Origin of the sequence: Bradyrhizobium sp. DOA9, from assembly GCF_000617845.2 — a bacterium.
Classification (GTDB): domain Bacteria; phylum Pseudomonadota; class Alphaproteobacteria; order Rhizobiales; family Xanthobacteraceae; genus Bradyrhizobium.
The window spans coordinates 6,352,789-6,371,432 of the sequence record NZ_DF820425.1 but is presented as its reverse complement, the minus strand read 5'-3'; the positions used below and the strand labels follow the sequence as shown (position 1 = coordinate 6,371,432).

The window sequence follows — 18,644 nt, the reverse complement described above, 5'->3', positions numbered from 1 at the left end:
CGAGCGGCTTTCGCCTGCGCGCTCCACAATCACTCCTGGTCTCCTACCGACCCTTGGCCGCTGCCGAGGCAAGCCAGGCGCAGTTCGGGTCCGGAACCCGCACGCCGCGGGCCGCAGCGTCTAGTCGCATGTTGCGCATGCGAGCCCGCTGCTCCTCCGGAAGGTGCAGTCGCTCATGTCCCCATAGGCTCGGGCCATCAAACGTTTCGAAAGGCTGCCACGTTGCGGGGTCAATCACTTGCGCTCCCCAACCGTACTCCACGAAGAAGTCTGAGGGCGAGTGAGCATAGAATGACGTCATGTGATCGTTCGTGTGGCGACCGAGCGTATAGGCTATCCGACCCTCTTCGAGCTGGGCGAGATCATAGCCTTGCCCCACATCGTCGAAGCTCTGCATCTCGACCATGAAGTGATGGAAGCTGCGTTTGCCCGAGCCGACCATAGCAAAGCTATGGTGGCGGCCGTTGATATGCAGGAAGTAGAGCGGGTATGGCGACAGACCATAGTCCGTAACGTGGAAGCCCAATAGATCACGGTAGAACGGCAACAGATCGTCCACCGTGGCGACGTTCATAACGACGTGCCCCATCCCAAGAGGGCCGGTCTTGAAGCCCGAGATGGGCCGGCCGGGCTTGAACGGGTCGGGCGAGATCTCTTGCCCATGAAACACTTCCACACGGTGGCCTCCCGGATCGCGAAACGCGATGAGATCCGCGACCCGGCGCTCGTCCGCGAGAGCGCGCGTGCCCTTGGAAACAGCCACGCCGGCGTTATCCAGACGAGCGGCCAATTCGTCGAGATCCGCCTTGCTTTCAGCCTCCCAGCCAAGGAAGCCGAGACCGTCACTGTCAGCGCCGGTCACGACGAGCCTCTGCTGTCGATCGTCCATGCGAAACGCCCGAACCTTGGCGGCCGCGTCGACCTTCTGCATGCCCAGCAGCCGCGTCGCGAAGCCCTCCCAGTCGTCGAGCTTGGTCGATTCTACGCCAACGTAGCCCAATGATTTGAGTGCCATGAACCGTTTCCTCCGCCGTTTCCCAGATCGATGCGTTGCCTTGATTTTCCGCGACGGCCCCGCAGGCCTAAAGGGCTATTTCTTCGGCTGCGAATACGCGTTGCGCGGAAGGCCGGGATTTGAATTCGGTCCAGCGAGCGGCGCACGCCGCCGGAACTTCGAGCTTGAGACGCTCGCAAGCCCAGAAAAGAATGTAGAACAGCGCGCCATCGGCGAATGATGGCCCTGTGTTCTGTCGCAGGTGACGATCGACGACGAGAAGTCCTTCCTGGATGATCTCTCGCCCGCGCGCCCGCGTCGCCTCATGGTCTGCTTCAGCCATCGCGAATTTGCCCGGACGAAACGCGCGCGAGAAGCCCTGCATGTGGATGGTCGAAACGATGAACTCGGTCAGCTCGCTTGCGCTCAGAAGCGTCTCCGGGTCAGACGGCATCAGGCCCGCCGAAGGCGCCTGTTCGGCGAGATATCGCGCGATCACGGGGAATTCGGTGAGCACCGACCCGCCTGCACGTTCGAGCGCAGGCACTTTGCGTTTCGGATTGACCGCCGTGTACCAGGCCTGAAAATTCTCTCCGTTGCGAATATCGACTTTACGCAGTTCGAAGCGGCACCCGATCTCCTGCAGCAGATAGTGAATGCCGATCGAGCAGGCGCCAGGTGCAAAGTAGAGCTTCATCATTCGTCTCCCGATTAATGCAAAACGACATCCCGATCGACAGGACGCCACGCAAGACGACGCCGCTGCAACGCCATGAGCACCGCGTCGGACGCGAAGACGATGAATACGATCAAGGCTATGCCGGCATAGACGCCCGCAATGTCTGCAGAATTGTAGGATTGCTCGATGTAGTGACCTACGCCGTTCTCGGCCGCGAGAAATTCGCCGACAAGCGCTGCATTGATGGCCCATGGAAGCGCGGCCCGCAGCGCCGTCCACACAAACGGCTGGACGCCATTCCAGATCACCTCGCGCGCCACTTCGATCTTGCTTGCACCGAAGATCGATACGGTTTGCACCAGATTCGGGCCGATGGATCGTATTCCGGCGGCTGTCGCGACAAAGACCAGGAAGAAGGTCATCAAGGCAACGAGCACGATTTTCGATCCAAGACCAATACCGAACCACAGGATGAGGATGGGACTCAGCGCCAGCTTGGGAATTCCAACAGCGGCTCGGGCGAACGGCTCTAGCACTGCCTGAAGCCGCGCCGACAGTTGGACCAGAAAGGGAAGCACAACACCGAGACCCGCTCCCAACATGAGGCCTATGCCGGCCTCTCCTGCGGTCGTCGCCATCATCGGGAAAAGATCTCGATTCGAGATCAGCTCCATGACCCTCTGGAGAGTGGCTTGCGGCGTCGCGACAAGCGTTGGATATGCCCGCGCGGCGGCGAGCCAGATGCCAACCAGAACGACGGCGACCGCCGTGCGCGCGATGATCAATGGCGACGGAACGATCGCCGTCTGCGACTGACCTGCCGAGATGATCGACGAATTCGGCATCAGACTTGCGCCCTGATTCGGCTAAACAAGCCCGGGAACTGCGGTGCGGTCACGATGCTGTCGAGTGCTCTCGGGCGTGGGATGTCGATGACGTGTTCGCCTCGGACGCAAGCGGGCGACTTCGTCAGCGTGATCGTCCGGTCTCCAAGGGCGATCGCCTCATTGATGTCATGGGTGACGAACAGGATGGTTTTTTCTCCGCGCTGCCACAACTTGACGAGATCCGACTGAATATGGAGCCGAGATTCAGCGTCGAGCGCCCCGAATGGTTCGTCCATCAGGATGACCGGCGGATCGTAGGCCAGCGTCCTGATGATGGACGCGCGCTTGCGCATGCCGCCGGAAAGCTGGTGAGGGTAATACCCTTCGAAGCCGCCTAGCCCAACTGTCTCGATCAGTTCGTCGACGCGCGCCCTAGTCTCGCTGTTTAGTCGACCCTGGACAACGAGCGGATACTCGACATTCTCCCGCAGAGTCCGCCAGGGCAAGAGATTATCGTCTTGCATCACATATCCGATGCGACCGCCGCATCCCGGAGAAGGCCTGCTGCGGCGCGAGTCGTTGATGACTTCGCCGCGAAACAATATCTCCCCATTTGAAGGGATATCGATCTGCGCGATCATATTGAGCAACGTTGATTTGCCGGAGCCCGAGGGGCCGATCAGCGTGACGAACTCACCTTCGTAGAGCGCAAACGACATGCCCTCTACGACCCAGCGATCGCCGTCTTTGCTCTGCCCTTGGAAGCGTTTGCCGAGATCGCAAACATCCAGGAGCGGCCTACTGCCATTCAGTCTCATGTGAGGCTTCCCGAACTCGTGCCTTTGGGATGAGGAGGCTTCCAAGCCAACAGGCGGTCGTGCAACCGGTCGATCCCGACGTTGGTCACGGCCACGACCAGCGCGAGGGCTGTTACCGCGGCGAGTGCGCCCGTCACCTCGAAATTTCCCGCGGAAAATTGGACCAGATACCCCAAGCCTCGGTTCGAGGAGATCAGTTCGGCAATGGCTGCTCCGCCAATTGAAAGCGGTAGCGTGACCTGCACTGCCTGAAAAATGAACGGCAGGGCAGAAGGCCAGACGATGGTGCGCAACAACTGCGTTTCGCTCGCGCCAGCAACCTTTGCCATCCGGAGCAGGCGAGGATCGACGCCTCGAACGCCTTCCATCGTACTGAAGAACACGAGGAAGAAGCTGACGCTAGCGACGAGTGCAACTTTGCTCCAGATGCCGATTCCAAACCAAATAATGAAGAGGGGGATGAACGCGACCTTCGGCAGCCCGTATCCAATTAAAATGAATGGATCGAGCACCGCAGTCACGAACGGCCGTTTCCGCAGGATGAAGGGAAGCGCCAAGCCGGGCAATCCGCCGATGACAAATCCGAGGACGGCAGCCAGCAAGGTATAGCCTGCGTTAGCACTCAGGACGCCGTTGAGCGACCAGTGATACAGCTGCTGTCCAACGAGAAGCGGCGAACTTATCAACTCGGGCCCGGTCCAAACACTTGCTGCTTGCCAAACAAGCAGAAGCATGGTTCCGAATACGATCCTGTCGAAGGTTGCTCTACTCATAGGTTCTTATCCGCCGCCCTCTACGGGGTGAACGCCGTTAGATACAGTTCTGCTTCGGAGGGCAGTTTGGCGTCAGGAGGAATGATTCCGCTGATACGATCGAAGGCGATGACGTTGTCCAGCATCGCGCTCGTCAGCTTCATGTCCGGCTGGGCGAACGGAGCAAACACCTCGTAGGATGCCTTCAGGATATCAGGCTCCATCTTGTCGAATGTTTTACCGAGCGCCTCCAGACTCGCGGAGCGGTCCGTTTTCATCAACGCGATTGCGTCTTTCAGAGCCGCCACGAATCCCCGACAGCGCACCGTTTCAGCATCGCAGTAGCCCGGCCGAACCAGAACGACGTTATATGGAAAGGGCTTCAACTCGGGGAGAGATACTTCTGGTCCCGACAGCCATCGAATACCCCCTTCTTTGACGGCCAGGAGAGAGAACGGGGGCGAGAACACCATAGCGTCGATCGTACCCGCCTTGAGCGCCGCGACCATCGCGGGCGGCTGTAGCGCGGTAATCGTGAAATCGGTCTCCGGGTTCATTCCCGCCTTGATCGCGACGAACCGCAGGAAACTGTAGGGAAGACCGTTGATTGCATCGACACCGATAGTGAGTCCTTTCAAAGCGCGGATTTTCGCCATCGCGTCGGCGTTCGGCGGCAATTCCAGTTTTTTTGCTACAGCGTCGCGGATCACGATATCCGTCGTGAAGCGATCCTGTGTATTGGCTATCGCGACCAGTTTCTGATTTCGGGCCGCGGCCGCAATCTGGATACCTCCCGAGATCAACGAGAAGTCTGCGCTCTTGCCGAGCATCGCGTTGATGACGCCGGGACCGGCGACATAGATGACCTTCGGCTCGATCCCATGCTGACGAAAGAAGCCGCGCTCCTGCGCGATGTAGAGCGGCGCGAATAGGAGCGACTGAGCCGGCAGGGCAATCGTCGTCGGGACCGGCGATTGTGCGAGCGCCTGCGAGGAGCCGTGCAGGGCGCCCAGAGCGATCATCGCAACACTCAACGCTCGTCTTGTGTATTGCATTCCCTTCTTCATAGAGTCCCTCCCTGGCATTTTTGTTATTTTCGTAAGCTTGCGTTGCTCTCAAGCGGCGGACGGCTCCTCGTCGCTTCTGATGTCCGCTCCCGCCAATGCCGTTCTAAGAGCACGTTCGAAAAATTTTCCTGGATCGGGCACCGCGTGAAAGCTACGCGCGGCTACGTAGCCGTCGGGCCTGATCAAGACCATTCCTCGCGGACCGATGCCGTAAGATTGGGCGAAGAGTCCGTCTTGATCGATGTAATCGCCGCCCGCGCCAATGCTGCAGGAGCGCCCTGGAACATGAAGCTCTGCGGAAGCCTTCGCAAAGGCGCGCCGCCAATCTTCTCCGCCGGGCGTCGTCAGCATCAAGAAGTAGCCGGCACCGGCAAGATCGACGGTCGACGACAACCGGTCATCTAGTCCCCGCAGCCAGAGATGGGGTGCTCGGTGTCCGGGGCAGGCAACCGGTTCGTACTGCTCAATGCGGAAGGGCGGAGCCGACGTCCCGTCAGGCGATATCCATCGGGAGGAGTAGGCGTGACCGAATGTCTGGCCTATGTAGTCAAAGTGATCGCGAAGACTCGGGATCACTTCCCGGATGTGACGCTCCGCTGCCGCGGAATCGGGGCCCTCGAGCATCTTGGCGATCGGGCTGTCGTGCGTTGCCATCCCGGAAAGACCAGTCTCCGCCATCTTCATTGCGTTGTGAACGCTCTGCTCGATGTTGGTCTGAGCGACAGGACGGCGCTCCTCGTTGTAGCTTTCGAGAAGCGAGGCCGGAGCGTTGCCGCGCAACACGAAGGCCAATTTCCACGCCAGATTGTGCACGTCACCGATGCCGGTGTTCATTCCTTGCCCGCCCGTTGGCGGCAGTGGATGGGCGGCGTCCCCCGCGATGAATACCCGACCTTTGCTGAACTGATCCGCAAGGCGGGCCTGCATTCTCCACGGCAGGATGCTGTGGATCTCGAGCGCAACGTCGTCAGAGCCGATGGCTGCACGCACGATCGCTTCGCAACGCTCAGTCGTGAACGACTCGACGCTTTCCTGGTCCGGATCGAAGGCGAAATTGTACGTCCAACGTCGCCGGCCATCGAGAGCAATGAGCACTCCGCATGTCGTGGCGTTGTAGATCCACCACAGCAGATAGGGCCGCTTTTCGACGAACTCCCATAGGTCGGCCTCGAAGTAGATGCCGATCTGTCGGCCGATTCGTCCTCGTCCCGTCATCCCGATGCCGAGGCGCTCCCTCACGAAGCTGCGTGCGCCGTCCGCGGCAATCACGTAGCGCGCGTCGATCATGAGATCGCCGGCCCCCTGACGGCATTCCAGCCGCACACCATCAGGTCGGGACGCGAGTTCTTTGAGCTCGGTGGAGAACTGCACTTTGACGGTCGCAAAGCTTCTCGCAACATCAGCCAAGATCGGCTCAAGCACGTCCTGAGGGCATGACGCCTTGCGGCTCGGACTAGCGGCTTGATGTGCCCGGTCGCGGTCGGGAATGCCCCGCGTCGCCAATACCGCGATATCCGGCCCTGTCAGCCGGGACAGGAACGAGACTCCCGCGTTGCGCTCTGGAGGCAGTCCGGCTTTTGCTATTGGCTCTTCGCAACCGATCGATCGGAATATTTCCATCGTGCGCGCGTTCACCACATGCCCCCGCGGATGGATCGATGTCGATGCATTCCGCTCGACGAGAACCGTGTTCACGCCCAACGAACCCAGCAAGGCGGCAGCCGTCAGACCCACCGGTCCGGCACCGACAATTGCCACTTCGGTCTCCATGAGACCTCCTCCCGATCGCTCTGAATTATTTTTCGCGACCGAGAACCAAGCGCAACTTTGACTGCCAGTCAATATAATTTTGACTGGCAGTCAATGACGCGGCGCGGTATGCGCCATCAACCCTCTGTCACACCGATGGAAGATTCTTTTCGCCAAGAAGCTCGGCGTTGGCGACCGCAACCGGGAAAAGCCGAAACGCCATCTCGACGATGGCCGCCTTGTTCGTGATCTGTCCCTGAACCCAGGCCAGAACGAGCTCATCGAAATAGCCGAGCCAGGCCCGCGTCGCGACAGCAAGTTCAAGCGAGGGCGCAGTCACGCCATAGAAGCCCAGGACCAGCCGAATTCCGTGGCTGCGCGAACGTTCCCAAATGTCCTGGATTGCCGCAGTCCCACCGCCCCGCGAATGGAAAACGTAATCCACCCGGCGTCGATGGACTTCCTCCATATGGGCGACCAAGAAGCTGCGGAGCTTTTCGGGAGCCGACCCCGCGAGTGTCGCCTGCAGATGAATGCGATCCAGGCGATCGGCGGCAGCTTGTGAAATTTCCTCGTAGAGTTTGGCCTTCGAGCCGAAGTAGTGGAACGTCAGTCCATGGGCCACGCCCGCTTCGCGGGCAATATCTTCCGCTGAGATCTCGTCGAACGGGCGTTGGGTAAACAGTCTGGTTGCAGCTTCAAGAATTCGGTCGCGAGCCGGAATGTCGGCGCGTTTCTTCTTTCGTGCATTGGCCACCGGTTCGACTCAGCCATTGAACTCTGACGGCATGACCTAACCATTCGGATTGACCGCGAGTCAACCGATACGGAGTGAGGCTGGCTGATGGGGAGCGCAAGGGGCAGCCGTGCGGGGGCTACGGAACCGCAGCAGATGCTACAGTACCTTCGGCACGTGGGCTCGGGGGCTAAACCGCAGCGCCACGCCGGTCCTGATGGAGGACGGTCTCACCGAAGGGGCGGCCGTTCGAAAAGCTACCGCCGCCGCGCGACCGCGACGCCAAAGAGGAAGGCGACGAACAGGCTCGCAAGCGGCGCTTCGCGCGTGATCGCGGAAACCGTCGCGAGTGCCCCGCCGGGCTTGCGCGATTCCTCGACAGCGGAGGTCAGGCGGTCGACGGCTGCGTGAAGGCCTCCGGCGACTTCACCGATGGTACGGGACACGTCCGCGGCCGTATCGATGGCACGCTCGGCCATGCCGGGCTGGGACGTGGATTGCGGTATCTCCGTGCTCAAGGGCGCGACCTCCAGGCGTGATGATCGAAGCCGGCACCTTTGGCTATCCGCGCGAGCGCTCGTTTTGAACAGCGGGTCTTGGTGACCTTTGGCTATCCGCGACAGGCGCCGTGATTGACGGCGGGTGCCGGCCTTGGATGGGCAATTCAGCGCAGGGAATTTTGTTCCTGATGATAAGCCGATGGCCGCGGCTCCCCGGGAAACGACGGGTGCGAATCTCTGTTAGGCTGGGGTGGCCTTGCTGATGTCAGGAGACAGCCGTGACCGATCGGACGATGACGGATCGAGCCCGGCGCATCGCCTTGCTCGGTGCTCCCATCGACATGGGGGCTTCGCAACGCGGCACCTTGATGGGGCCTGCGGCGCTGCGCACCGCCGGGCTTGCGACATTGCTGGAAAGCCTCGATTTCGAGGTCGTCGATCACGGCGATCTGTCCGTCGCCGAAGTGCGGGACCTCAGCGACAGGCCGCCCGAAAACGCCAATCACTACCGCGAAATCCAGCGCTGGACGCGCGTGCTGAGCCAACGAGGCTATGAGATCGCGACATCAGGTGCGTTGCCGATCTTTCTCGGCGGCGATCACACGCTGTCGATGGGGTCGGTCAATGCCATGGCGCGGCATTGGCAGGAGCGCGGCCGCGAATTGTTCGTGCTGTGGCTGGATGCCCATGCCGACTATAACACCCCTGAGACGACGATCACCGCGAACATGCACGGCATGTCAGCCGCGTTCCTGTGCGGGGAGCCCGGGCTCGACGGCCTGCTTGGCGACGATCCGCGCGCCTCGATCGGCCCGGACAAGCTCGATCTGTTCGGCGCGCGCTCGATCGATAAGCTCGAAAAGGAGCTGATGCGCTCGCGCCGGATCAGGATCGTCGACATGCGCCAGATCGATGAGTTCGGCGTCGCCGTCCTGATCCGCCGCGTCATCGAACGCGTCAAGGCCAGCAATGGCGTGCTGCATGTCAGCTTCGACGTCGATTTCCTCGACCCTTGCGTGGCGCCGGGCGTCGGCACCACCGTGCCGGGTGGCGCCACCTATCGCGAGGCGCATCTGATCATGGAGCTGCTGCACGATTCCGGCGTCGTCGGATCGGTCGACATCGTCGAGCTCAATCCGTTCCTGGACGAACGCGGTCGGACCGCGCGCACGGCGGTCGAGCTGATCGGCAGCCTGTTCGGCCAGCAGATCACCGACCGGCCGACGCCGAGCAATGCCATCGCACCGGGCGAGTGATGGCCGCCATGCCTTCATGCGAAAGGCCGCGCCCATGTCGAGCGCGGCCCTCGTGGCGCCTGAGCGGCTGCTCTCACCAGTGGCGGTGGTGCCGATGCCAGTGGTGCCGAACGACCGGATAGGACCCACCGTAATAGGCGTAGGCGGGGCGCACGACGCGGCGATAGCGATAGCCGTAGGATACGGGCGCCGTGTAGTAAGTGGTGGTGTAGCCACCACCCCATCGGTAGGGCTCGTCGTATCCGTAGTCGTAGGCGTAGGGGCCGCCGTAATATCCGGCACCGTAGTAGCGGGGACCGCCATAGTAACCATAGCCGGGTCCCCAGCCGTAGGCGGAGGAGGCAAGGCCACCGATGACGGCGCCTGCGACCAGGCCGCCGGCGATGCCAGGTCCCCAACCTCGCCAATGGGCTTCGGCGGGAGATGTTGCTGCGATCGAGCTCAGGCCAAGAGCGCCGGCCATCAGGGCTGACATTGCAATCTTGTTCATCGACATACCTCTCACATCACATTGCCCCAGCAATAACGGGAAGAATGAGCAATGGTTGCTGATAGGCCCCGGCGGCGAGGGGCAATGGGTGCTCGGCGCCGGGGCGGCGTCACCCGAGAGCTCGGGCTTGAAGGGCAACGCATGCCATCCGGATCAGTTCGCCAAAAGCTCGCGAGTGGTTCGGTCGTTCCCCCGAGCGGCACGCGACGCGCCGAGCCATCTGATCAAATCGCCATGAATCATTAAATGGTCGTAAGCCGGGAAAAAGCGGAAACCTTGGAAGTCTCCTTGAGTTGGCCCGCGACGAGGTTCGGTTTTTCGGGGAACGAGCATGGACGACGACATCGCCTTGAAGAACGCCGCGGAAACCGCCTGGACAGTGTACCGGGCGCGGCACCCCGAGGTCGCCGCCCACGACACAAGGCGCTGTCTGCTGGAACGCCATCTGCAGAGGAGATGGGAAGCGCACCCAAGCGATACCGAAGAGCTCGCCTCTTTCGGGATAGCCTACCTGCACCGACTTCCCAGGGATGAATGTTGACGTGCATGAAGATGCTCGTCGTCCGCGTGGCCCGCGCCAGCACGAGGCCGAGTTGGACCTTGCTTGCGATTTCATGTCTCATCTCGGCGACCATCGTGACGGTGTTGCGCGTCGTGTTCGAGGACTAGAGCGTGCGCCCGGAGGTCCACTGCCGGGAACAAGTGAAATGTCCAGACGTTCATGGGCGGGCATCCATCCGGTTGCCCGCTCACTGGAGGAGACGATCGATGAAGACCACTTTTGCCGCAGCTCTGATCGGCAGCGCTCTGATCAGCGGCGCCGCGTTGGCGCAATCCGCTCAGCCGGCCGATCAGGCGGCTCCGGCTGCCACCGCGCAGCCGGCTGACAAGATGATGTTCAAGGACAATTGGCGCGCCTCGAAGCTCATGGGCCTGACCGTCTACAACGAGGCCAACGAGAAGCTCGGCGACATCAACGAGCTGCTCGTCGACAAGAGCGGCAAGATCAACGCGGTGGTGATCGGCGTCGGGGGCTTCCTGGGGATGGGCGAGCACGATATCGCCGTCGCCATCGACAAGCTGAAGTTCGTGGAGGAGCCGGTCCGGACCAGCTCGACCAGCAACTCGACTAGCAACACGGCCGCCTCGCGAGAGACCACGACCGGTGCGGCATCGACCAACGCCACGAGCCGCAACACCAATGATTGGGTGCCCGACCACGCGGTCATGAGCGGAAACAAGGAGCAGTTGAAGGCTCTCCCGCAGTTCAAGTATTCGGACTACAACTAACCGAGCGACACCCGATGGATATGAGGGCCTCCGCCTGGAGGCCCTCTTTGTCGTTGGGAACCTGCTCGCGAAAGGGGAACTGGAGGGCGTTCGAGCGAATTAACCTGCGGTAGGAAACATGCGGATCGCTCGATGACACATGCTCGCTTCGCGCACTCCATGTCCAGGGCCCTGCGCCATCCCGGCGTGATCGCGCTGATCGTGGCGGGCGTGACCATTGCAGCCATGCTCGTGGTCGACCACGGCCCGTGGAGCCGGGCCAGGACACAGCCGGCCCATGTCGCGATGTTTGCGACCACGGGCGAAGCGGCACGGGCCGCGGGCGCCATGGTGCTCCCGACCGACCCGAAATCGCCGATCGAGCCGCAGCGGCCGAAGACCTCTCCGGCCGTCAATCCCGTGACGCCGTAGCTGCTCAGCCCTTGCGACCGTAATTGAGGAGCCCGCCGCTGGTCTTCGGCGGATGGGCGCGCAAGGCTTCCTCGTTCGGCTCGGTGCCCCAACCGGGCCGGCTCGGGATGACGAGATGGCCGTTCTCGATCTCCGGCTCGTGCGTGAACAACTCGCGATCCCAGGACAGACGATCGATGTCGATCTCCATGATACGCAGGTTCGGTACCGCGGCGCAGAAATGCGCGTTCATCATCGAGCAGAGATGGCCGTAGAAATTGTGCGGGGCAACGTTGACCTCGAAGGCTTCGGCCACTGCTGCGATCTTCATCGACTGCCAGACCCCGTTCCAGGGCGTATCGACGATCGCGACGTCCATGGCCTGTGCCTGGAAGTAGGGCAGGAATTCACGCAAGGAGAGCAGCGTCTCGCAGGACGAGATCGGGTGCGGGCTCTGCCGGCGGATGTAGCCGAGCGCTTCCGGACTGAAGCTGTCGATCTCGACCCAGAACATGTCGAGATCGGCTATCGTGCGCAGGATCTTCAGGTAACCTTCGGTCTTGGCGTTGAAGTTGCAGTCGAGCAGGATGTCGACGTCGGGGCCGGCACCGTCGCGGATCGCTTCCAGGTGCATGTGCAGGTCGCGCAGGATCTTGCGGTCGACGTTGATCTCGGGCGCGAAGGGTGAGCCGAAGCCGGGGCGCCAGCCGGTCGGCTTGCCCTCGTCATAGGAGAAGATGTTGGTCTTGAGCGCGGTGAACTTCTTCTCGCGCACCTCGCGCCCCATCGCCTTGACGCCGTCCAGGCTTTCGATCGGCGGCTTGTACCAGGACGGGTGGTTGATGCGCCATGTGGCGCAATGCGACCAGTAGACCCTGACGCGATCGCGGATCTTGCCGCCGAGCAACTCGTAGCAGGGGACGCCGAGCGATTTCGCCTTGGCATCGAGCAGCGCATTCTCGATCGCCCCCAACGCCTGCGCCACCACGCCGCCGGCCGCCGGCCGCGTTGCCGCGAACAACTCGGCAAAGATGCGCTCGTGATGGAAGACGTTCTGCCCGATGACCCGCGCGGAGAGGCGCTGGATCGCGGCGCCGACGCCAGGCGAGCCAAATCCCTCGTCGAATTCGCTCCAGCCGACGATGCCGTCCTCGGTCGTCAGCTTGACGAAATGATAGTTTCTCCAGCCGGCATCGCAGGCGAGGATCTCGAGGCTTGCTGCTTTGGATGAATTGGTCATGTCGCTCCCTACTCGCCCGGCCGGGCTTGTTTTTTGCGGCCCGATCTGAAGGCCGGGTCCGAACCGCATTGTTAAGCCAAGCGCAGGGCGGCGGGAAGGGCGCAGCGATGCAATGCGGGAGCGCGTCCGAAGCAGCGCTTGCGTCAGCCGATCACGGACGAGCCGAGCAAAGCGAGGACGGCGAGCGCCATCAGCGCGGTGCCGAGCCAGCCCAGCGCGATCAGCCAGGAGCGGGCCCTGAAGCGGCCCATGATGGTGCGGCTCGAGACGATCAGCATCATCATCGCCATGATGGGGACGGCGACGATGCCGTTGAGCACCGCGCTCCACACCAGCATGTGGATCGAGTCGATGCCGGTGAAGCCGAGGCCGAAGCCGATGAGGGTCGCCGCGGCGATGATGGTGTAGAAGCCGGCCGCTTCGTCCGGCTTGGCCTCCAGCGTGGCGCGCCAGCCGAAGATCTCGGCAACGCCGTAGGCCGCCGAACCGGCCAGCACCGGAATCGCGAGCAGGCCCGTGCCGATGATTCCGGTCGCAAACAGGGCGAAGGTGAAATCGCCGGCGAGCGGCCGCAGCGCTTCGGCCGCTTCCGTCGCCGAGCCGATATTGGTGACGCCGTTGGCGTGCAGCACCGATGCGGTGGTCAGGATGATGAAGAAGGCGATTCCGTTGGACAGCAGCATGCCGGAGACCGTGTCCATCTTGATGCGGTCGAGCTCGTGACTGCCGCCGCGCTTGAGCTCGCGAAGCGGCTTGTCGCGCGTGCCCTGGTTCATCTCCTCGACCTCCTGCGAGGCCTGCCAGAAGAACAGATAGGGGCTGATGGTGGTGCCGAGCACGGCCACGACCATCAGGAGATAGTCGGCGCTGACGTTCGGCTTCGGCCACACCGCGGCGAGCAGCGCCGTGCTCCAGGGAATCTGCACCGTGAAGGCGGTCGCGACATAGGCGAACAGCGCCAGCGTGAGGAATTTCAGCACCGGCGAATAACGGCGATAGGGTACGAATACCTGCAGCAGGGTCGAGCCGGCCGCGAAGATCAGCGCGTGCTCGTGGTTGAGGCCGCCGATCACGAGCGAGAGCGCCTCGGCCATCGCGGCGATGTCGGCGGCGATGTTGAACGTGTTGGCGGCGACCAGCATAAAGACCAGCGCCAGCACCGTCCAGCGCGGCGCGACCTTCATGACGTTGGCGGCGAGCCCCTTGCCGGTGACGCGGCCGATCTGCGCGCTGACGAGCTGGATCGCGATCATGAACGGCGTGGTCAGAAATACCGTCCACAAAAGACCGAAGCCGAATTGCGCGCCGGCCTGCGAATAGGTGGCGATGCCCGACGGATCGTCGTCGGCAGCGCCGGTGACGAGGCCGGGGCCCAGCCGTTGCAGCAGCGTCGGCGCGGATTTCGTCGGGGTGAGGGCGCTGTCGCTCATGAACGGGCTCGAACGGTGCGGACGTCGTCCTTAGCAAATGCGAATCGAATGCCATAAGTTCCCGCTGCCGACGCGGGCGGCTTATTTCCGAAAATGCTAAGTCGGGTTTGCTCCGTCGGGCAAAGCAGGGCTAGATTGCCAGCATCGGCTACTTGATGCTGACGAACATGCCCCAGGCGGCGGCCAGCGCCGCGCCTGTGAAGAGGACCACCGGATTGTTGCAGAACGTGCTGCCGTAGCTGCAGACGTCCGCGCCGAACTGGCCGAGCTCATGACGGCTCGCGGAATAGAACAGTCCCGACAGCACCAGCAATGCAGCGGCGACGTAGTACATGGAGATCTCTCCGGTTTGCCCCCGTCCAGGCGACATGTCCCAGCATGAGGCGAACAGATTTCACTTCGCCGAATCCGCTTTGCGGCATTTGAGATAAAGTCAAAAAAAGGCCCCGCATCGCGGGGCCTTTGTCGTGTCGGGGCCCTGCTGCCCTATCGCCGCATTCCGTAGAGCTCGCGCTCGCGGCCGATATCCTCCGGCGACAGGGGCGGGCTCGAGGCGTCGAAGTCGCTCCAGCCGGACTTCTGCCAGGCGGCGCTGCGCTCCTGAAGGTTGACCGATCGCTCGTGCAGCAGCGCATCGAGCCGCGCGCGGTCCTGGTCCGGCACCTTCGCAGACACCAGCGTGCCGCCGCGGCGGACGCCCTCGGCATAACGCGATGCGTCTTCCCTGGAGACGCCGGCCTCGGTCAGCGCGCCGATGATTCCGCCCGTGGCCGCGCCGGCAGCGGCGCCTGCGGCAGTCGAGGCGAGCCATCCGGCCGCGACCACCGGGCCGAGCCCGGGGATGGCAAGGAGACCAAGACCTGCGAGCAGGCCGGCGGCGCCGCCGAGCCCGGCGCCGATGCCGGCACCGGTGCCGGCGCCTTCGGCGCGATCGTCGACGCCGTCGCGGTCACGATCGACCTTGCTGCGCGAGGCGCCGTACCAATTGTCCGAATTGTTGGCGACGAGGCTGATGTCGGAGTGCGGCACGCCGGCGGCTTCGAGCCGGGCCACGGCCCGCTCGGCATCTGCGTAATTGTCATACAGGCGAGAGATGGTGGTCGTCATGTCTGGATCTCCTGATTTCGCGAATTACTTGGCGGGATTGACGTTGCCCTGGAAGTCGACGCTGACGTCGGTCTTGGTGCCGGCCTTGTCGGCCTTGCCGCGCCAGACGCCCTCGTTGTCCTTCTGCAGGCCGGAGACGTTGGAATATCCCGCATCCTCGATCCGCGATTTCGCCTGGCCTTCGGTGAAGCTGTTGCGGCCCGCGACCGGTGCGTTGGAGTTGTTGCGGTCGGAGCTGTTGACGGCGTTGTTGCCCGGCCCGCTTTGCGCCGGCTGCGATTGGGCGCCTGCGGGCACCGCACCGAGCAGCAGCAAGGTTGCGGCCAGAACTGTCAGACGTTTCATGTTGTTGTCTCCTGCAAGTGATTGTGCCGGCGACAACAGGTGAGATTCGAAATGGTTGCTTACGGTCTGGGGAGTTCGCTGCGGCTCTTTGGCCGCTGCTACTTCGAAGATTGCACGGACTCGGCCTGGCCCTTGGTGGGCTCCCACGGCGCCGGGAGGATCACGCGAATGGGGCGGGCTTCATTGGCGCTTTGAACCACAGGGGCAGCCTGTTCCTTGACGGGCTCGGCCAGCGCCACGCTGATCAGGGCAGCCAGCACCGCCAGAGAAGTCGTCACGAGCCGCAAGTCGAGCATCGAAGCCTCCTGTTCGCGCATCAACGCAATCGGCCGCAATTGGTTCGAGGGGGGATGACGGGAACAAGTGGCAATTGGTCGGGTTTGTAGAACACACGCCCGGAGGACCCGGGCTACTGGAGGAGGACACAGTGAATATCAAAGCAATCATTGCCGCCGCCGTGCTGACGTCAGTTGCGGCTCCCGCGTTTGCGCAATCGTTCTACGTGGTGCAGGACGTCAAGACCAAGAAGTGCACCATCACCGAGTCGAAGCCGACGACGACTGAGACCACCGTCGTCAGCGGCGACACCGTGTACAAGACCAGGTCGGAAGCCGAGGCCGGCATGAAGACCGTCAAGGTCTGCACCTCGAACTAAGGAGAGCAGCGATGCCCGTACTTCTGCTGTGGGCCGTCCCGGCCGTGATCGTTCTCGGCGGCGGCATCTACCTGATCGGTCACATGCACTGAGGCAGGGTCTCACCCGAGCCTGCGCTCGAAACAAGCCCGCGCGGAGCGATCCGTCGCGGGCTTGACTTTTGTCCGTCTCGGCCGATTGTCGCGGTGCTTGAATCACGGGTGAGCTAGCTGCAACCGTGCAATCACGCTGTCCCTTGCTGAAGAGGTGGACGGCGGACCAGCATGAGCAGCTGAAAACCTCGCCGAAGCCGGACGCCGGCCCGTCGAGATTGCCGCAGAGCTCAACCGGAGCGAAGCCGCCGTGCGGGTGTGCGCCTGGCAGCACGACATCGCGCTGCGCGGCGTCACGCAAAAGCGCGGCAAGTAGCGCGCGCCGGGCGCGTGCCTTGCGCTGAACGAGTCACGATTTCGGCGGGCATCGGCGCTTGCGGGGGTCACACGCTGTCGGGTGCGGCGCCTGCTGCTGGAATCTCACGCGCGGATTGATATCGCAATAGCTGGTCCACCGTCCGGATGCCGAAGCCAGGCACTGCTCTCTGGTCTCGTACATGCACTCCCCGGGAGGGCCAGCCTGGCCCCCCATGACGCACCACGGATAATCGCGGGCGTTTGCTGCTGAAGAAAGTCCCATCAGCAGGACCCCGATAAGCAGAGTGAGTCGCATTCGACCCTCCATCATTTAGATGCCGACGGACTATAGAACATCCCGAAAAGGAGTGGAGCCTCAAAAGGCAATCCCGCTTGACGAAACACGGCTGAAACAGTGCTGAAACCAGATCGTCCTGAACTCGGCGCTCGCCGTGGCCGACCAACGAAAGCGAAACGGAGAGACAATCATGATCCAGATCGGTTCGAAGGAAGAAGTCGCGCTGCTGCTGGCGCTGTTCGGCACCCATACCCAGAAGGGTGAGCGTCCGCAGCCGAAATCGCGGCAAGGGTGAGCGAGGCCATGCCCGGTTTGGCCGAATGCCAGAGCCTGCTGCGGCTCCTGATCGCCAGGGGCGATCCCAAGGCCATCCCGCTTGCCAAGGGCGCCATCGACCAGTTTCTGAACACGGCACCGTTAAGCATGCGCGGGCGCGGCCTGCGCGTGCTGCAGCGCGACGCACTCGACCAGCACGATGTCGCGGTCGGCGTGCAGCGCTCGTTCGCCGAGACGGTGGACGCCTATATCGAGCGCAAGCTTGCGGAGGAGTAGAAGGCGCAGGCTCCCGAGCCTGTTCCCGGAACCGTTTGATTCCGGTGAATTTTTCCGCTGCCCTTGAAACCTTCATCCGCGCCTCGGCCTATTACGGTAAAAAGGGATGCGGACATGCCCCGATATTACTTCGACCTTCGCGACGACAAGGGACTGGCGCTGGACGAGGAAGGCCTGGAATTATCCAGCGCGTGCGGTTCAGGCCGAAGCTGCCAAGTCGGTTGCCGACCTCGCGCGCGACGCGTTGCTCGCGGCCAAGCCCACCGGCGATCGGCGGGAGCTGGCGATCGAGGTGCGCGATGCCGGCGGCCCGGTGATGCAGGTGAAGTTCAACTTCCAGATCGAGGATCTCAGGTGGCGCGCGCTGTCACGCGCTCATTGACGCGTGAGCGTCGGCCGGGACGGCGCGGGCGGGGGCGGGTAGAACTGCTCGGAGTCCAGCACCGCGATCTTCCGGCTGAGCTGCCAGACCTCGACCTTGCCGAGCCGCGTGAAGCGTTTGGCAAAATCCAGCGCGGACGAATCGGACGGGGCTTCGAAGGCTTCGGCGGAGCGGAAGACGCCGTTCTCGCCGACGAGGTAAGCGCGATATTGCATCATGTCGGCGCCCTCAGGCCGGGTGAGCGCAGCCAGGCGTCGATCTGCATGGCGGTCTCGTCCTGCCGCGCCTGGCGCAGCAGCATGTCGCGGCGGCGGCCGGGCGCCAGCGTGCGCGCCTGTTCGCGGCAGCGCGCGGCCTCGTCCGCAAGTCTTTCGTTGAGCGTACTGGTCTGTTTGAAACGACGCCGCTTCAGCATGGCGCTGCTCCGCTATTGGAGTCGGGCGGGAGCACAATCGGCACTCTCATCACCGATCGATGCCTCGGGGCCTTGCGGTGATGATCAACCCTACGCTTCCGGCGGCGCCGCGTCACATCATTTGATAGGGTGCGCGGATTTATTTTCGGGTGCGAAGTTTGAGCATGTTGAGTGGCTTACTCATTTTGCGCCGCGAGAATCCTAAGTTTAATATTGAACCAAGCCAAACTGTGGTAGTTGATGTTCCATCACCGGCCAAGGCATTGTCCGTAGGCGTCGGTGG

At 62.6% G+C, this 18,644-nt stretch carries 27 protein-coding genes; 8 read left to right on the top strand and 19 right to left on the bottom strand.

Annotation, left to right across the window (positions count from 1 at the left end; genetic code table 11):
• Positions 1-43 precede the first annotated feature (43 nt).
• The 9 genes from BDOA9_RS30040 to BDOA9_RS30000 form a co-directional block, all read right to left on the bottom strand.
• Positions 44-1,015: a VOC family protein gene (locus BDOA9_RS30040; protein WP_025037651.1), complete on the bottom strand. Its 972-nt coding sequence runs from the start codon at positions 1,013-1,015 to the stop codon at positions 44-46.
• Between the two features lie 67 nt (positions 1,016-1,082).
• Positions 1,083-1,694, bottom strand: a complete 612-nt coding sequence (locus BDOA9_RS30035) for a glutathione S-transferase family protein (protein ID WP_052363124.1) — start codon at positions 1,692-1,694, stop codon at positions 1,083-1,085.
• Between the two features lie 11 nt (positions 1,695-1,705).
• Complete coding sequence (locus BDOA9_RS30030; RefSeq protein WP_025037649.1) at positions 1,706-2,518, bottom strand: ABC transporter permease; 813 nt, start codon at positions 2,516-2,518, stop codon at positions 1,706-1,708.
• Entirely contained in the window at positions 2,518-3,318 is an 801-nt protein-coding gene (locus BDOA9_RS30025) for an ABC transporter ATP-binding protein (RefSeq protein WP_025037648.1), read from the bottom strand. The genes BDOA9_RS30030 and BDOA9_RS30025 overlap by 1 nt, the downstream gene beginning before the upstream one ends.
• Positions 3,315-4,091 carry an ABC transporter permease gene (locus tag BDOA9_RS30020; RefSeq protein WP_042336811.1) on the bottom strand — a complete coding sequence of 259 codons (777 nt, stop codon included), beginning with the start codon at positions 4,089-4,091 and terminating at the stop codon, positions 3,315-3,317. Before BDOA9_RS30020 ends, BDOA9_RS30025 begins: the two co-directional genes overlap by 4 nt.
• A gap of 20 nt (positions 4,092-4,111) precedes the next feature.
• Positions 4,112-5,137 (bottom strand): ABC transporter substrate-binding protein, encoded by a 1,026-nt coding sequence (locus BDOA9_RS30015; protein WP_192859631.1) that lies wholly within the window; start codon positions 5,135-5,137, stop codon positions 4,112-4,114.
• Between the two features lie 48 nt (positions 5,138-5,185).
• Complete coding sequence (locus BDOA9_RS30010; protein WP_025037645.1) at positions 5,186-6,907, bottom strand: FAD-dependent monooxygenase; 1,722 nt, start codon at positions 6,905-6,907, stop codon at positions 5,186-5,188.
• A 127-nt stretch (positions 6,908-7,034) separates the two neighbouring features.
• On the bottom strand, positions 7,035-7,643 hold the full coding sequence (locus BDOA9_RS30005) for a TetR/AcrR family transcriptional regulator (protein WP_025037644.1): 609 nt from the start codon (positions 7,641-7,643) through the stop codon (positions 7,035-7,037).
• A 236-nt stretch (positions 7,644-7,879) separates the two neighbouring features.
• Positions 7,880-8,140 carry a hypothetical protein gene (locus BDOA9_RS30000; RefSeq protein WP_025037643.1) on the bottom strand — a complete coding sequence of 87 codons (261 nt, stop codon included), beginning with the start codon at positions 8,138-8,140 and terminating at the stop codon, positions 7,880-7,882.
• Between the two features lie 260 nt (positions 8,141-8,400).
• Between BDOA9_RS30000 and rocF the strand changes: the two genes are divergently transcribed.
• The gene (gene rocF, locus BDOA9_RS29995; protein WP_025037642.1) at positions 8,401-9,378 is read left to right on the top strand and encodes an arginase; all 978 of its coding nucleotides are present in this window, start codon (positions 8,401-8,403) and stop codon (positions 9,376-9,378) included.
• 73 nt (positions 9,379-9,451) lie between these two features.
• Here rocF and BDOA9_RS29990 read toward each other — a convergent pair whose 3' ends face one another.
• A complete protein-coding gene (locus BDOA9_RS29990) occupies positions 9,452-9,868 on the bottom strand; it encodes a hypothetical protein (protein WP_244521542.1) in 417 nt (138 codons plus the stop codon).
• A 331-nt stretch (positions 9,869-10,199) separates the two neighbouring features.
• On the opposite strand from BDOA9_RS29990, the gene BDOA9_RS29985 reads away from it, so the two are divergent.
• From BDOA9_RS29985 to BDOA9_RS29975, 4 genes are all read left to right on the top strand, one after another.
• Positions 10,200-10,409: a hypothetical protein gene (locus BDOA9_RS29985; protein WP_025037640.1), complete on the top strand. Its 210-nt coding sequence runs from the start codon at positions 10,200-10,202 to the stop codon at positions 10,407-10,409.
• Between the two features lie 5 nt (positions 10,410-10,414).
• A complete protein-coding gene (locus BDOA9_RS39925; RefSeq protein ID WP_256375413.1) occupies positions 10,415-10,537 on the top strand; it encodes a hypothetical protein in 123 nt (40 codons plus the stop codon).
• Positions 10,538-10,636: 99 nt separating this feature from the next.
• Positions 10,637-11,158, top strand: a complete 522-nt coding sequence (locus BDOA9_RS29980; RefSeq protein WP_025037639.1) for a PRC-barrel domain-containing protein — start codon at positions 10,637-10,639, stop codon at positions 11,156-11,158.
• A 132-nt stretch (positions 11,159-11,290) separates the two neighbouring features.
• Complete coding sequence (locus tag BDOA9_RS29975; RefSeq protein WP_025037638.1) at positions 11,291-11,569, top strand: hypothetical protein; 279 nt, start codon at positions 11,291-11,293, stop codon at positions 11,567-11,569.
• 4 nt (positions 11,570-11,573) lie between these two features.
• Here the strand turns inward: BDOA9_RS29975 and BDOA9_RS29970 are convergent, their stop codons facing one another.
• The 6 genes from BDOA9_RS29970 to BDOA9_RS29945 form a co-directional block, all read right to left on the bottom strand.
• Positions 11,574-12,788, bottom strand: a complete 1,215-nt coding sequence (locus BDOA9_RS29970) for a mandelate racemase/muconate lactonizing enzyme family protein (protein WP_025037637.1) — start codon at positions 12,786-12,788, stop codon at positions 11,574-11,576.
• A 143-nt stretch (positions 12,789-12,931) separates the two neighbouring features.
• Complete coding sequence (locus BDOA9_RS29965; RefSeq protein ID WP_025037636.1) at positions 12,932-14,218, bottom strand: NRAMP family divalent metal transporter; 1,287 nt, start codon at positions 14,216-14,218, stop codon at positions 12,932-12,934.
• Between the two features lie 148 nt (positions 14,219-14,366).
• On the bottom strand, positions 14,367-14,552 hold the full coding sequence (locus BDOA9_RS29960) for a hypothetical protein (protein ID WP_025037635.1): 186 nt from the start codon (positions 14,550-14,552) through the stop codon (positions 14,367-14,369).
• A 152-nt stretch (positions 14,553-14,704) separates the two neighbouring features.
• On the bottom strand, positions 14,705-15,325 hold the full coding sequence (locus BDOA9_RS29955) for a hypothetical protein (protein ID WP_025037634.1): 621 nt from the start codon (positions 15,323-15,325) through the stop codon (positions 14,705-14,707).
• Positions 15,326-15,349: 24 nt separating this feature from the next.
• Positions 15,350-15,670, bottom strand: a complete 321-nt coding sequence (locus tag BDOA9_RS29950) for a hypothetical protein (protein ID WP_025037633.1) — start codon at positions 15,668-15,670, stop codon at positions 15,350-15,352.
• A 98-nt stretch (positions 15,671-15,768) separates the two neighbouring features.
• Entirely contained in the window at positions 15,769-15,966 is a 198-nt protein-coding gene (locus tag BDOA9_RS29945; protein WP_042336888.1) for a hypothetical protein, read from the bottom strand.
• A gap of 131 nt (positions 15,967-16,097) precedes the next feature.
• Here BDOA9_RS29945 and BDOA9_RS29940 point away from each other — a divergent pair, with 131 nt between their 5' ends.
• Complete coding sequence (locus BDOA9_RS29940) at positions 16,098-16,325, top strand: hypothetical protein (RefSeq protein ID WP_024343260.1); 228 nt, start codon at positions 16,098-16,100, stop codon at positions 16,323-16,325.
• A 441-nt stretch (positions 16,326-16,766) separates the two neighbouring features.
• On the opposite strand, the gene BDOA9_RS36520 is transcribed toward BDOA9_RS29940, so the two are convergent.
• Positions 16,767-16,997, bottom strand: coding sequence for a DUF3551 domain-containing protein (locus BDOA9_RS36520; RefSeq protein WP_445291828.1), 231 nt, complete (start codon positions 16,995-16,997; stop codon positions 16,767-16,769).
• A gap of 318 nt (positions 16,998-17,315) precedes the next feature.
• On the opposite strand from BDOA9_RS36520, the gene BDOA9_RS29935 reads away from it, so the two are divergent.
• Positions 17,316-17,564 (top strand): hypothetical protein, encoded by a 249-nt coding sequence (locus BDOA9_RS29935; protein ID WP_025037631.1) that lies wholly within the window; start codon positions 17,316-17,318, stop codon positions 17,562-17,564.
• A 106-nt stretch (positions 17,565-17,670) separates the two neighbouring features.
• Positions 17,671-17,946: a DUF6894 family protein gene (locus BDOA9_RS29930; RefSeq protein WP_445291817.1), complete on the top strand. Its 276-nt coding sequence runs from the start codon at positions 17,671-17,673 to the stop codon at positions 17,944-17,946.
• Here BDOA9_RS29930 and BDOA9_RS29925 read toward each other — a convergent pair.
• On the bottom strand, positions 17,940-18,164 hold the full coding sequence (locus tag BDOA9_RS29925) for a hypothetical protein (RefSeq protein ID WP_025037630.1): 225 nt from the start codon (positions 18,162-18,164) through the stop codon (positions 17,940-17,942). The genes BDOA9_RS29930 and BDOA9_RS29925 overlap by 7 nt on opposite strands.
• A complete protein-coding gene (locus BDOA9_RS29920) occupies positions 18,161-18,361 on the bottom strand; it encodes a hypothetical protein (RefSeq protein WP_025037629.1) in 201 nt (66 codons plus the stop codon). Before BDOA9_RS29920 ends, BDOA9_RS29925 begins: the two co-directional genes overlap by 4 nt.
• Positions 18,362-18,644: the final 283 nt, after the last annotated feature.